Below are 13360 nucleotides of genomic sequence, written 5' to 3'. Positions count from 1 at the left end.
CGAAGGGCTGTCAGGGAAACCTGTCAGCCCTTTTTTATTGGCCAGTGATCAGCCCTGCGATCAGGGCTGCATTTTCTTCATGCGCCAGATGGCCCAGCTGTGCCAATTCGGTCAGGCGTGCCTGTGGCAGGCGGGTGGCGGCGTCACGGCTGACAGATGGCGGCACGGCCCTGTCATTCAATCCGCTGATCAGATGCACAGGGGCGGTGACCTGAGGCAAGCGCGATAGCAACCCATCCAGCGACCATTGCGCCATCATCGACAAGGTGCCGTCGATATGAGATCGGTCGCCCAGCAAGCGATAATAAAGGTCGATCCCGTCATCATCCAGCACCGAACCTGTCCCCTTGATCAGGTTGCGGATCGTATTGCGGCTGCTGGTCACGGTCACGATGCTGGCGCTGAACGGTGTTGCGGCCAGCGCCTTGGCCATGACCGGAAACAAAAGCCCTGCGACACCTTTGAAATTGCTGAGCGCCGCATTGATCAGGACGATTTCCGCAGGGCGCAACCCCAGTTCCCACAATCGCAGCGCAATCGCGCCACCGGCTGAATGGCCAAGGATGATGGCGGGGTTCCAGCCCTGCGCGCGGCACAGCGATACGATATCCTCGGCCATGTGATCCAGCCCGCAGCGTTGCCGCGCGCCCATCTGGGTGAACCCCTGGCCGGGCAGGTCGATGGCCACGACATGATGGGTCTGGATCAGAATCGGGAACAGGTGCCGGAAACTTTGTGTGGCCCCACCAGCGCCGTGGATCAGCAGGATCAGCGGGCCGGTCCCGGCCTCTTGCACATGCCAGCGGTGCGGGCGGTGCAGGATCTGGCGGGAATGGTCTGACAGCGGCCAGTCGCGCGGCGGCCAGCGCATCAATCACCCAAGGCGGTGGCAACGCTGGCCGACAGGCGCGCCGCATCCGCGCGGGGCAGGGGCAGATAAATTGCGCCCAAGGTCTGCGCCAGCGCCGCCAACGCAGGTTCTGGCCGGTTGCCGGTATCGATGATCAATGCGTCGATCCTTTGGGCGCGTACCGCCTGCGCCATGCGTTGGGCGTCGGCGGCAGCTTGCGCGCGGTTTCCCGCGCCATCCAGCGCGACATTTGCGCGGCCATCTGTCAGGATGATAATCGTCGGCGTCAGCCCTTTGCGCGTGGCGGTGATCGCCTGTTCCAAGGCCGTAATGATCCCGGCAGCCAGCGGCGTGCCACCGCCACCGGGCAAGGCGGCAAGGCGGCGTTTGGTCTGCACCAGCGACCGTGTGGGCGGCAAAAGTACCTCGGCCCCGGTCCCGCGAAACGACACCAGCGCCACATGGTCTCGCCGTGCATAGGCCTGCGCCAGCAACAGCTCGATCGCGCCTTTCGCCTCGGCCAGTCGGGACAGGGCGGATGACCCAGATGCATCGACGGTGAATACCAGCAGGCGGTCGGATTTTTCCTCGAACCGTTTGACGCGGATGTCATCACTGCGCACTTGCACGCTGTTGCGCCCTGTCGCCTGCTTGCGGATCGTCTGCCAAGGTGCGGCGGCCCGCAAGGTTCCGACAATATCAATCCGGGCGCCGTCACCCAGCCGCCCCGCGCGTGACGGCATCGGTCTGCCGCGCCGGTTGCCCTTGCGCGCAGCGCCGCTGCCGCTGCCTTTGCCTTGGCGCGCTTTTTGCGCGGCGATCCGGTCCAGTAGGTTGTCAGGCAGCAGGGCCTTGATCGCCTCTAGCAGCAATTCGTCCGGCAGATTGAGCGTATCGGTCTGATCCTGATCGTCGCGGTCGGTCTGGTCGGGTTCGGGGGCTTCGGCTTCTTCATCGCTGCCCGGCATCTGCGTGGCGCGGTGCGCCAGCACCAGCAAGCAGGCAATTTCCACATCATTGGCATCGACTGTCATCTTGCCGCGCAAGGCAGCATGCGCCTTGGCCGCGCGCAAGGCGAACAGTGGCGCGCGCAGGCTGTCGATCCCAAATTGTGCCGCGATACGCGTTATTTGTTCGGCGATGTCGTTCGGGACAGCGACCTGGTGCAGATGCGTGATCGCGGCGGATGGATCAAAAGGGTCGGGTGCGATGGCTTCGCTGATGGTGACATCCGACAGATCGGCGGCAAAGGCCAGCCGTTCAGCCAGTTTCGGGTTCAGTGCCTCGTCAGGTTCAGCGCCTTCATCCAGCGCGATCAGCCGGTGGGTGGTGCCTGCATCCAGCACCATCGCCAGCCGCGCGGCCAGCTGTGTTGCCGCCCGTTCCGCCATCGTCAGGATCACCGTGCCGGGGCGTGATAACAGACCCTGTTCCTGCACAAATTGTCCACGGGCCAGCGTTGCCGACAGGTCCAGCCCGCCAAACAGCGCCTCGTCCGAAATCGCGGGATGGATGCGTTGCTGTGGTTGCGGCAACCAGTCGAGCAGGCCAACCAGCCTGTCGCGCACTGGCCCTGACCTTGCGCGCAAAGCCATGCCGCCCAAGGCAGGATCAATCGCCAGCAATTGCATCGCCAGAACAGCGCGGTGCCAGACGGCCTCAGCCAAGGGTTTCTTCCACGATCCGCGCAACCCGCGTGCCGCTGCCCGCTTCGTCCAGCGGATCGCGGCGCAGGCGATGGCGCAGGGCCATTGGCGCCATATCCTTGACATGCGCTCGGGTTAGCGCAGTGTCATTGCGCCACGCAGCATAGGCGCGGGCGGCTTTTAGCAGGGTCAGTTCCCCGCGCAAACCATCGGACCCCAGCGCAAGGCACAGTTCAGCGACGTCATGCAGGGTCTTTTCCGGCGTTTTCAGCCGTGCCAGTGCGTTGCGCGCGGTTATGATCCGGTCACGGATCGCCGCATCCTCGGCCTGCCAGCGCAGCATGAAGGCCGTGTTGTCGTTGTCGAACGCATCGCGGCGTTTGATGACCTCAACCCGTGTTGCAATGTCCTTGGGGGATGCCACCTCGACCGACAGGCCGAAGCGGTCCAGCAATTGGGGGCGCAATTCGCCTTCTTCAGGGTTGCCGGACCCGACCAGTACGAATCGCGCTGCGTGGCGAATCGACAGCCCCTCGCGCTCCACCACGTTTTCACCCGATTGCGCCACGTCGAGCAGCAGATCGACGATGTGGTCCTCCAGCAGGTTCACCTCGTCGATATAAAGGTATCCCCGATTGGCGCGCGCCAGCAGGCCGGGCTGAAACGCCTTTTCGCCCTTGGTCAGCGCCTTTTCGATATCAAGCGCGCCGGTCACACGATCCTCTGTCGCGCCCAGCGGCAAATCGACAACGGGGGTGGGCATTTCCACCAACGTTTTCGTCGCTAACGCGGCCCAATCAGGGACATCACCGGCCTTGGCGCTGTTCACGGGGCAGCCCTGCACCGCCATGATCGGTGGCAGCAAGGCGGCCAGCGCGCGCACGGCGGTCGATTTGCCGGTGCCACGGTCGCCGAACACCAGAACGCCGCCGATTGACGGGTCAATGGCTGTCAGGATCATGGCCTGTTTCATCTCGTCCTGACCGACGATGGCGGAAAAGGGGAAGGGCTGTTTCATGCGGCCTCTGGTCTGGCAAGGGGGGAGGTACCGTTCCATGTGCCGGCATCGGAATGCACTGCGAAACGGGCGTAAAGTTCTTCGGCAAACCAGCCTTCGTCACGCACGGCGCGGATCGCCTCGGCATGCGGGCCAGTGCGGGCGAAAGCGGCCATCGCGGCCTCGGACGGCCAGATCGAGAACGTGACCTGATGCAGCATCGGCACCTCGCCAATGCCGATCTTGAACATCACATTGCTGTCGGCACCGATCTTGGCGGAAATATTCGGCACCCGCCCCCAGAACCGGGCAAGGATGCGTGGCTTGATCGTCGCGCGCGTCAGGGCTGCCAGGGGACCGGGCGTCGTGGTTGCATCGGGCGCGAAAGGTGCTTTGCCAGACCATTGCCCGCGGACGGATTGGGTTTGTAAAAAGACAGTCCAGTGTTCGGCCGCCCGCGCCATGTAACGGGCGAAAACGCCGGTGCTGGTGCGCGCCTTGGCAGTCGCGATGTCGGGCCATGTGGCAAGGATTGCATAGACGGCGGTATTAGGAACAGGCGTGAATCCTTCGCCGCTGCCCGACCCGCAAAGTTTCCAGAAACCGATGTCGGGTGTGCGCGACAATGGCAGGCGCGCGCCGCCCATCATCGTCAGCGCCCAAGCGCGCGCCAATGGCCCGGCAAAGCGGAAAAACGACAATGTCACGATCTGGGTCAATGGTTTGCCTACGCTAGTGTCAACTTAGTCTGACATAGCACCCGTCTTTTGAAAAGGGAGTGCGAATAATATTTGTCAACTTTGGTTTACACATCTACTGTGGGCTTATGTTGACACATGAGCACACCGATTCAAATGCAGCCATCGTGATTGGCGCGGGGCTTGGCGGCCTTGCCGCCGCGATGCGACTGGGCGCCAAAGGCTATGCCGTCACCGTTCTGGACCGGCTCGACCTGCCCGGTGGGCGGGGGTCGTCCGTCACGCAGGACGGGCACCGCTTTGATCTGGGCCCGACGATCATCACCGTGCCGCAGGTCTATGAAAACCTCTGGCGCGCCTGCGGGCGGGATTTCCACAAGGATATCAGCCTGCGCCCGATGGACCCGTTCTACGAGGTGCGCTGGCCTGACGGATCAACGTTCACCGCGCGTCAGGATACCGACGCCATGCTGGCGGAGGTTGCCCGCCTCAGCCCTGCGGACGTGGCAGGCTACAAGCGGTTCCTGAAGGATAGCGAGGCCTGCTATAAGGTCGGTTTCGAAGGCATGGTCGCCCAGCCGATGAACAAGATCTGGGAAACGATCAAGGTGCTGCCTGAATTCGTGCGCCTGCGTGCAGACCGGTCGATCCTTGGTCTGGCCAAGGCGCGGGTCAAGGATGCCCGCCTGCGCATGGCGCTGTCGTTCCATCCGTTGTTCATCGGGGGTGATCCGCGCAAGGTGACGTCGATCTATTCGCTCGTCGCTTATCTCGAAAAAACCTATGGCGTGCATTATGCAATGGGCGGGGTGCAGGCGATTGCCAATGCGATGGTCAAGGTGATCAAGGGGCAGGGCGGCACAGTGGTGCAGAATGCCGAAGTTGACGAGGTACTGATCGAAAACGGGGCCGCCAAGGGCGTGCGCCTGACCGACGGCACCGTGATCCATGCGCCGTTGGTCGTCAGCAATGCCGACGCGGGCCATACCTATCAGCGCCTGTTGCGCAACCATCCGCGCAAGCGCTGGACCGATGCCAAGCTGAAATCGCGCCGTTGGTCGATGGGCCTGTTTGTTTGGTATTTTGGCACCAAAGGCACGGCGCAGATGTGGCCCGACGTGGGCCATCACACGATCACCAACGCCCCCCGCTATGAAGGTTTGCTGCGCGACATTTTCATCAAGGGCAAATTGTCCGATGACATGAGCCTATATATCCACCGCCCCAGCGTCACCGACCCCGGCGTCGCGCCAAAGGGTGATGATACGTTCTATGTCCTGTCGCCGGTGCCGCATCTGGGGTTCGACAATCCTGTCGATTGGGCCAATGAATCTGCGATCTACAAGGCCAAGGTCATGGCCGAGGTTGAAAAAACCATCCCCGGTTTCGCAGAGCGCATCAGCACCGAAATGATCCTGACCCCCGAAGATTTCCGCGACAGATATCTGTCGCCCAACGGGTCGGGGTTTTCCATCGAACCGCGCATCCTGCAATCGGCCTGGTTCCGCCCCCATAACATCAGCGAAGAGGCTAGGGGCCTGTTTCTGGTCGGCGCGGGCACCCACCCCGGCGCCGGTGTGCCTGGTGTGATTTCCAGCGCCGAGGTGTTGGCCAAACTGGTCCCTGACGCCGCCGCGCGCGTGACAATGAAAGTGGCGGCAGAATGATCCGGCCCGACGATCTGGCGCATTGCGAAAATGCGATCCGGCATGGGTCATTGTCGTTTCACGCCGCGTCACGCCTGTTGCCATCCTCGGTCCGCGATCCGGCGCTTGCGCTTTACGCCTTTTGCCGTCTGGCCGATGACGAGGTGGACGAAGGCACGCAGCAGGCTGGTGCCGTGCTGCGCTTGCAGGACAGGTTGGACCTTGCCTATGCCGGCCGGCCGCGCAACGCGCCCGAAGACCGCGCCTTTGCCGCGATTATCGACGCGTTCGAGATGCCGCGCGCCCTACCCGATGCCCTGCTGGAAGGGCTGGCATGGGACGCGGCCGAATACCGCTATGATACCTTGTCCGGCGTGCGCGCCTATTCCGCGCGCGTGGCCAGCGCCGTGGGTGCGATGATGTGCGTGCTGATGCGGGTGCGCGATCCCGACGCATTGGCGCGCGCCTGCGATCTGGGTGTTGCGATGCAGCTGACCAATATCGCGCGCGATGTGGGCGAAGATGCGCGGATGGGGCGGATCTATCTGCCGCTGGATTGGCTGGCAGAGGCGGGGATCGACCCGCTGAACTTTACCCGCGACCCGCTGCCTGATGCTGCCTTGCGTGGCATGGTCAAACGGCTGCTGGCCGAGGCCGACAGGCTGTACCTGCGATCCGAATCCGGCATCAACGCCCTGCCCGTCAAGGCGCGCACTGGCATTTGGGCTGCACGGCTGATCTATGCGGGCATTGGCAGACAGGTTCGGCAGAACGGATATGACAGTATCACGATGCGCGCGCGCACATCCGTGTCACAGAAACTGGGCTGGGTCGGGCAATCTGCACTGCGCACCGCCTTTTCTGTCATCACGCCAAGATCACCCATCATCTATGCGCGTCCTTTGGACGAGGTGGCCTTTCTGGTGGATGCCGCCAGCCGCAGCAAACCCAGCCAAAGCCGGTCCTTGGCCGTGCTGGATGTGCTGGCCGAATTGCGTAACCGCGAAGCAGGGGTTGGAAATACCGGCCATCGCGCTTAGGTATCTGGTGTACCGCGAAAGGGCACCTGATGGACTATCTGCTGTTCTTCTTGTTTTTGGCCGCGACCTTTGCCGCCGGATCGACGGGTGCGCTGTTTCCAACAGGCGCGTGGTACAAAAGCCTGAAAAAGCCGACATGGGTACCGCGCGACTGGATGTTTCCGGTCGCATGGACATCAATCTACTTGCTGATTTCCTTCGCAGGCGCACGGGTCGCAGGCATCGACGGCAACGGCTATGCAATGGCATTCTGGGCGATCCAGATCGCATTCAACGCATTGTGGACCCCGGTATTTTTTGGCCTGCGCCGCCTGAAAGGGTCGCTGCCCATCATTGGTGGTCTGTGGCTGGCCGTACTGGGCTGCACGGTCACGCATTTCCAGCTGGATTTCTGGGCGGGTCTGGCCTTTGTGCCCTATCTGGTCTGGGTGACGATCGCCACCGCGCTCAGTATCGCGATGCTGCGGCTGAACCCGAATGAAAAACCACTCGACCTGAGCGCGATCTGACCCCCCTTGAACACCGCCTGAATCGGTGTCAATTTTGGGGATGGAAAATCACATCAAATCTTGGGCGGAGGTTGCTCCGCAATTGGTGGCAGTCGCGGCGGGGCGGATGCCTGCGGATTGCGTCATTCGTGGCGGCAAGCTGGTCAATGTCCAGACGCGCGAGGTGCTGGACTGGCAAGTCGCCATCGCTGCAGGGCGTTTCGCCTATATCGGCCCTGACGCCAGCCATTGCATCGGCCCCGATACCGAAGTGATCGAGGCGGCTGGCCGTTACCTGATCCCCGGCCTTTGCGATGGGCATATGCATATCGAAAGCGGGATGCTGACCCCTGCCGAATTCGCCGCCGCCGTGATCCCGCATGGCACGACCACCATGTTCACCGACCCGCATGAGATTGCCAATGTCCTTGGCCTGCGCGGTGTGCGGATGATGCATGACGAAGCACTGATGCAGCCCGTTAACATCTTTACGCAGATGCCGTCCTGCGCGCCGTCTGCGCCGGGGCTTGAGACGACAGGGTTCGAGATTTCGGCAGATGACGTGGCCGAGGCGATGGCATGGCCCGGCATCATCGGGCTGGGCGAGATGATGAACTTTCCCGGCGTCGTGAACGGCGATCCGCAGATGCTGGCCGAAATGGCCGCCACAATGCGCGCGGGCAAGACCGTGGGCGGCCATTACGCCAGCCCTGACAAGGGCGTGGCTTTCAGCGCCTATGTCGCAGGCGGGGCCGCCGACGACCACGAAGGCACGGCAGAGGCGGACGCCATCGCGCGCGTACGCAACGGGATGCGGTCGATGATGCGGCTGGGGTCGGCATGGTATGACGTCGAAAGCCAGATCACCGCCGTGACGCAAAAGGGGCTGGACCCGCGCAATTTCATCCTGTGTACCGATGATTGCCATTCCGGCACGCTGGTCAACGACGGCCATATGAACCGCGTTGTCCGCCATGCCATCGCCTGCGGCTGCGACCCGCTGGTTGCGCTGCAGATGGCGACGATCAACACCGCCACCCATTTCGGGCTGGAACGTGAACTTGGGTCAATCACGCCGGGACGCCGCGCCGATGTGATCCTGACATCCGATCTGGTGACGCTGCCGATCGAGCATGTGATCGCGCGCGGCAAGACCGTGGCGCTAAATGGCAAGATCACGGTCGATTGCCCGCATTATGACTGGCCCGATGACGCGCGTCAGACGGTGCGCATGGGCAAGGTGCTTGATCATGCCGATTTCGCCGTTCATGCGCCCAAAGGGGCCAACAGCGTCGTGGCCAAGGTGATCGGCGTCGTCGAAAACCAAGCCCCGACCGAGGCGTTGACGGCGGAACTGCCCGTCGTCGATGGCGTCGCCTGCGGGCAAGGCGATACCTACCAGATCGCGCTGGTCGAACGGCACCGCGCGACAGGTAAGGTTGTGAACGGTTTTGTTTCCGGTTTCGGCTATACGGGGCGAATGGCGATTGCGTCGACCGTGGGGCATGACAGCCACCATATGATCGTTGTCGGCACCGACCGCGCGCTGATGGCCAAGGCCGCGAACCGGCTGGGGCAGGTTGGCGGTGGCGTGACCGTCTGGAAAGACGATGCCGAACTGGCGCTGGTCGAACTGCCCATCGCGGGCCTGATGTCCGACAGCCCCGCCGCCGAGGTCGCGGCCAAAGCCGACGCCATGGTCGCCGCGATGGCTGCCTGCGGTTGCACGCTCAACAATGCCTATATGCAGCATTCATTGCTGGCGCTGGTTGTCATACCTGCGTTGCGGATTTCTGATCTGGGCTTGGTCGATGTGACAAGATTCGAAATTACCGATCTGTTCGAGGAAAATACATGAACGCTCCCCACAAGGTTGTCATCCGGACACCTGACCTGCCGCCGCACGAGGCCTTTACCGATCCAAAAAAGGCCGTGGTGCGCCTGAACGAACTTTATGCCGCGTCTGTGCGGTTTTTGTCGGAAAATTTTGTCGCCGCCCTGCGCGATGGCCAACCAGACGGGCGTTTTCGTGCGTTTTATCCCGAAATCCGGCTGACGACGACGACCCATGCCAAGATGGATAGCCGCCTGTCGTTTGGCCATGTCGCCGAACCTGGCATCTATGCGACGACCGTGACCCGGCCTGACCTGTTCCAAAGCTATCTGGAACAGCAGATCGACCTTTTGCTGAAAAGCCACGGTGTGCCTGTGGTGATCGGTACATCGGATACTGTGATCCCCGTGCATTTCGCGGTCGCCAACGATGCCGGTGTCACCGTGCCGCAAGACGGGTCGATGGAATTCAACCTGCGTGATAATTTCGACGTGCCGGACCTGAGCACGACACATGATGCCATCGTGAACGGGGCTGGTTTCACCTATCCTGACGGCGCGCGCCCGCTGGCGCCGTTTACCGCACAGCGGATCGACTATTCGTTGGCGCGGCTATCACATTACACCGCCACCGCACCTGAACATTTCCAGAACCATGTTCTGTTCACCAACTACCAGTTCTATGTCGAGGAATTCGAGGCTTTCGCCCGCAAGATGCTGGCCGATCCTGCCAGCGGCTACACCAGTTTCGTCAGTACCGGCAATGTCGAGATTACGGCCCATGACGGACCGCTGCCGGTACCAGCAAAACTGCCGCAGATGCCGACCTATCACCTGAAACGTCCGGGGGGTGCGGGGATCACGCTGGTCAATATTGGCGTTGGCCCGTCGAATGCGAAGACTGCGACCGACCATATTGCCGTGCTGCGCCCGCATGCGTGGTTGATGGTCGGCCATTGCGCCGGTTTGCGAAATTCGCAGCGGCTGGGCGATTTTGTGTTGGCGCATGCCTATCTGCGCGAAGATCACGTGCTGGATGATGATCTGCCCGTCTGGGTGCCAATCCCCGCGCTGGCGGAAATCCAGATCGCGCTGCAGACGGCGGTGGCGGATGTGACACAGCTGGAAGGGTATGACCTGAAACAGATCATGCGCACCGGCACCGTGGCGACGATCGACAACCGGAACTGGGAATTGCGCGAACAGGCAGGGCCGGTGCAGCGCCTGTCGCAATCGCGGGCGATCGCGCTGGATATGGAAAGCGCCACGATCGCCGCAAATGGATTCCGGTTTCGCGTACCATACGGCACCTTGTTGTGCGTGTCGGACAAACCATTGTATGGTGAATTGAAATTGCCTGGAATGGCGTCGGAATTCTATAAAACACAAGTCGCCGCACATCTGATGATTGGCATCCGCGCGATGGAATTGCTGCGCGAAATGCCGCTAGAACGCATCCACAGCCGCAAATTGCGTAGTTTTGAGGAGACGGCATTCCTCTGAACATATAAAAAACGGCGGAAAGGTGCGTTTTTGCCTTGTCAGGAGCCACTATTCGTAGTGGTGTGCCACAACATACCGTTATACAGGCGGGGAATAGGCCCTATAGATGGGGCGAATGAGGGAGACCAGTAACATGGCGACGAAACCAATGACAAAAGCGCAGCTGGTTGCTGCAATTGCCGATCAGACCGGCATGGACAAAAAAGCAGCCGGCGCTGCGCTGGATGCTGTGACCGGCATCATCACATCCGAAGTAGCTGGCGGCGGTGCTGTTACTCTGCCAGGCGTCGGCAAGATCTATTGCCGCGAACGCCCAGAGCGGATGGTGCGCAACCCTGCCACCGGCGAGCAGATCAAAAAAGAAGCTGACAAGGTCGTCAAAGTCACGATCGCCAAGGCTCTGAAAGACAGCGTCAACGGCTAAGCTATCGGGCCTTGTGCCGGATACGAAATCAGGAAAGGGTCGCCCCAACAGGCGGCCCTTTTTGCGTGAGGTGACATGGATATCAAAGCGGTTCTGATGGGCCTTGCCTTCGCGTTCATGTGGTCCTCGGCCTTTACATCGGCGCGGGTGATCGTGGAATATGCGCCGCCCCTGTCGGCGCTGGCGCTGCGGTTCCTGATCTCTGGCCTGATCGGTGTGGGCATCGCGTGGATGCTGGGCCAGTCCGCGCGGCTGACACGGCGGCAATGGACGGGCGTGCTGGTCTTCGGGCTGTGCCAGAATGCCCTGTATCTGGGCCTGAATTTCGTGGCGATGCAGACGATTCCCGCATCCTTGGCGGCGATCATCGCGTCGAGCATGCCGTTATTGGTGGCGCTGGTCGGCTGGGGCGTGTTCGGCACGCGCGTCCGGCCCTTGGGGATCATCGGGTTGCTGGCGGGGCTGTTGGGTGTTGTCCTGATCATGGGTGCGCGGTTGCAGGGTGGCATAGATTTGTTCGGCTTGGTCCTATGCGTGATTGGCGTGATGTCCCTGACGGTTGCCACGCTTGCCGTGATGGGCGCGTCTTCGGGTGGCAATGTGCTGATGATCGTCGGGTTGCAGATGCTGGTCGGCAGTGCGCTGTTGTTCATTCCTGCCATGGCGCTGGAAACGCTGGTCGTCACATGGAACTGGCAGCTGATCGTTGCCTTTGCCTATACCGTGCTGGTGCCGGGGCTGGCGGCGACATTGGTCTGGTTCCTGCTGGTGGGTCGGATCGGCGCAGTCAAGGCGTCAACCTTTCACTTTCTTAATCCATTTCTGGGCGTCACCGTGGCGGCGATCCTGCTTGACGAACAAATTGGCCCGCTTGACGTGGTTGGCGTGATCATCATCGCGCTGGGCATTCTGGCGGTGCAATTGTCGCGTCAGGCAGCCCCGATCACGCCGCGCACGCCGCCGGTCTGACCGCGATCCAGCAACAGGTGGTCGAGGATCACGCAGGCCATCATCGCCTCGCCCACCGGCACGGCGCGGATGCCGACGCAGGGGTCGTGGCGGCCTTTGGTGATCACCTCGGTGGGGCTGCCGTCCATCATGATCGACTTGCGCGGTGACAGGATTGACGAGGTCGGCTTCACCGCAAAGCGCACGACGATATCCTGCCCCGTGCTGATCCCGCCAAGAATACCGCCCGCATGGTTGGACGAATATTCCGGCCCGTTCGGACCCATGAAAATCTCGTCCGCATTGTCGCGCCCTGTCAGCGCGGCGGCGGCCATGCCTTCGCCAATCTCGACACCTTTGACCGCATTGATCGACATCATTGCAGCCGCCAGATCAGTATCCAGTTTTGCGTAAACCGGCGCGCCGATGCCCGCAGGCACGCCGCGCGCCACCACCTCGATGATCGCACCGACGGAATTGTGATCATTCTTGCGCAGCCATGTCAGATAGTCGTTCCATTCTTCGGCCGCCTGCGCATCGGGGCAGAAAAAATCGTTCTGGTCGATCTGGCTCCAATCCATCCGCGCGCGGTCGATCTGTTTGGTCCCCATCTGGGTCATGTAGCCCTTGATCTGGACGTTGGGCGCAATCAGCTTGATCGCCTCGCGCGCCACACCGCCTGCGGCAACGCGCGACGCTGTTTCACGCGCCGAAGACCGCCCGCCGCCGCGCGGATCGCGCAGCCCGTATTTCTGGTGATAGGTGATATCGGCATGACCGGGGCGGAACGTGTTCAGGATATCGCCGTAATCCTTTGACCGCTGATCGGTGTTGCGGATCATCAACTGGATCGGCGTACCGGTCGTGCGCCCCTCATAGACGCCCGACAGGATTTCGACCGCATCCGGTTCATTCCGCTGGGTCGTGTTCTTGTTCAATCCGGGGCGGCGTTTGTCCAGCCATTGCTGGATCATCGCAGGTTCCAGCGGCACATTTGGCGGGCAGCCATCGACCGTGGCACCAAGGGCTGGCCCGTGGCTTTCGCCCCATGTGGTGAACCGGAACAAATGACCGAAACTGTTGATGGACATGGCAAACCCCCGTTTGACAACGGTCTAGCGGGCGGGGGGGACAGGCTCAAGAGGTTTCCCTTGCGCCTGCCTGCGTTCCACCCTAGCTTTTGCCCCACCTCGGGGTGCCTTTACTGGCTGAGATGCGCGAGCAGACCCGTTGAACCTGAACCGGTTAGGACCGGCGGAGGGAAGGTATGGCAATTCCGCTATCCCC

The 13360-nt window shown here is 61.8% G+C and carries 12 protein-coding genes and 1 riboswitch; of the genes, 7 read left to right on the top strand and 5 right to left on the bottom strand.

The features are described from left to right. Positions 1 to 34 precede the first annotated feature (34 nt). Genes bchO through crtA form a run of 4 tightly spaced genes read right to left on the bottom strand, consistent with a single transcriptional unit; the run spans position 35 to position 4212 of the window. Complete coding sequence (gene bchO, locus ACPF9B_RS13390) at positions 35 to 871, bottom strand: alpha/beta fold hydrolase BchO (protein WP_424177985.1); 837 nt, start codon at positions 869 to 871, stop codon at positions 35 to 37. Further along, positions 871 to 2481, bottom strand: a complete 1611-nt coding sequence (locus ACPF9B_RS13385; protein WP_424180436.1) for a magnesium chelatase subunit D — start codon at positions 2479 to 2481, stop codon at positions 871 to 873. The genes bchO and ACPF9B_RS13385 overlap by 1 nt, the downstream gene beginning before the upstream one ends. Positions 2482 to 2509: 28 nt before the next feature. Then, the gene (gene bchI / locus ACPF9B_RS13380) at positions 2510 to 3514 is read right to left on the bottom strand and encodes a magnesium chelatase ATPase subunit I (protein WP_424177983.1); all 1005 of its coding nucleotides are present in this window, start codon (positions 3512 to 3514) and stop codon (positions 2510 to 2512) included. Beyond that, positions 3511 to 4212 (bottom strand): spheroidene monooxygenase, encoded by a 702-nt coding sequence (gene crtA, locus ACPF9B_RS13375; RefSeq protein WP_007206364.1) that lies wholly within the window; start codon positions 4210 to 4212, stop codon positions 3511 to 3513. Before crtA ends, bchI begins: the two co-directional genes overlap by 4 nt. Positions 4213 to 4319: 107 nt before the next feature. Between crtA and ACPF9B_RS13370 the strand changes: the two genes are divergently transcribed. The 7 genes from ACPF9B_RS13370 to ACPF9B_RS13340 all read left to right on the top strand — a co-directional run bounded on the left by ACPF9B_RS13370 (position 4320) and on the right by ACPF9B_RS13340 (position 12094). After that, positions 4320 to 5858 (top strand): phytoene desaturase, encoded by a 1539-nt coding sequence (locus ACPF9B_RS13370; RefSeq protein WP_007206365.1) that lies wholly within the window; start codon positions 4320 to 4322, stop codon positions 5856 to 5858. Further along, the gene (gene crtB, locus ACPF9B_RS13365) at positions 5855 to 6877 is read left to right on the top strand and encodes a 15-cis-phytoene synthase (protein ID WP_007206366.1); all 1023 of its coding nucleotides are present in this window, start codon (positions 5855 to 5857) and stop codon (positions 6875 to 6877) included. Before ACPF9B_RS13370 ends, crtB begins: the two co-directional genes overlap by 4 nt. 29 nt (positions 6878 to 6906) lie before the next feature. Beyond that, complete coding sequence (tspO, locus tag ACPF9B_RS13360; protein WP_424177979.1) at positions 6907 to 7386, top strand: tryptophan-rich sensory protein TspO; 480 nt, start codon at positions 6907 to 6909, stop codon at positions 7384 to 7386. 40 nt (positions 7387 to 7426) lie between these two features. Then, positions 7427 to 9223: an adenine deaminase gene (locus ACPF9B_RS13355; protein ID WP_424177977.1), complete on the top strand. Its 1797-nt coding sequence runs from the start codon at positions 7427 to 7429 to the stop codon at positions 9221 to 9223. Continuing rightward, a complete protein-coding gene (locus tag ACPF9B_RS13350; RefSeq protein ID WP_424177975.1) occupies positions 9220 to 10701 on the top strand; it encodes an AMP nucleosidase in 1482 nt (493 codons plus the stop codon). Before ACPF9B_RS13355 ends, ACPF9B_RS13350 begins: the two co-directional genes overlap by 4 nt. A gap of 133 nt (positions 10702 to 10834) precedes the next feature. After that, positions 10835 to 11125: an HU family DNA-binding protein gene (locus tag ACPF9B_RS13345; RefSeq protein WP_007206370.1), complete on the top strand. Its 291-nt coding sequence runs from the start codon at positions 10835 to 10837 to the stop codon at positions 11123 to 11125. Positions 11126 to 11200: 75 nt separating this feature from the next. Next, positions 11201 to 12094, top strand: coding sequence for a DMT family transporter (locus tag ACPF9B_RS13340; protein ID WP_007206371.1), 894 nt, complete (start codon positions 11201 to 11203; stop codon positions 12092 to 12094). Here ACPF9B_RS13340 and aroC read toward each other — a convergent pair. Next, positions 12055 to 13164 carry a chorismate synthase gene (aroC, locus tag ACPF9B_RS13335; RefSeq protein ID WP_424177972.1) on the bottom strand — a complete coding sequence of 370 codons (1110 nt, stop codon included), beginning with the start codon at positions 13162 to 13164 and terminating at the stop codon, positions 12055 to 12057. The two genes, ACPF9B_RS13340 and aroC, sit on opposite strands and share 40 nt — an antisense overlap. Before the next feature lie 90 nt (positions 13165 to 13254). Beyond that, a riboswitch (TPP riboswitch) is annotated at positions 13255 to 13353 on the top strand. Positions 13354 to 13360 lie beyond the last annotated feature (7 nt).

The organism is Yoonia sp. TsM2_T14_4, assembly GCF_049602355.1.
GTDB classification, from domain to species: Bacteria; Pseudomonadota; Alphaproteobacteria; order Rhodobacterales; family Rhodobacteraceae; genus Yoonia; species Yoonia vestfoldensis_A.
This window is presented reverse-complemented; position numbering and strand designations above follow the sequence as displayed.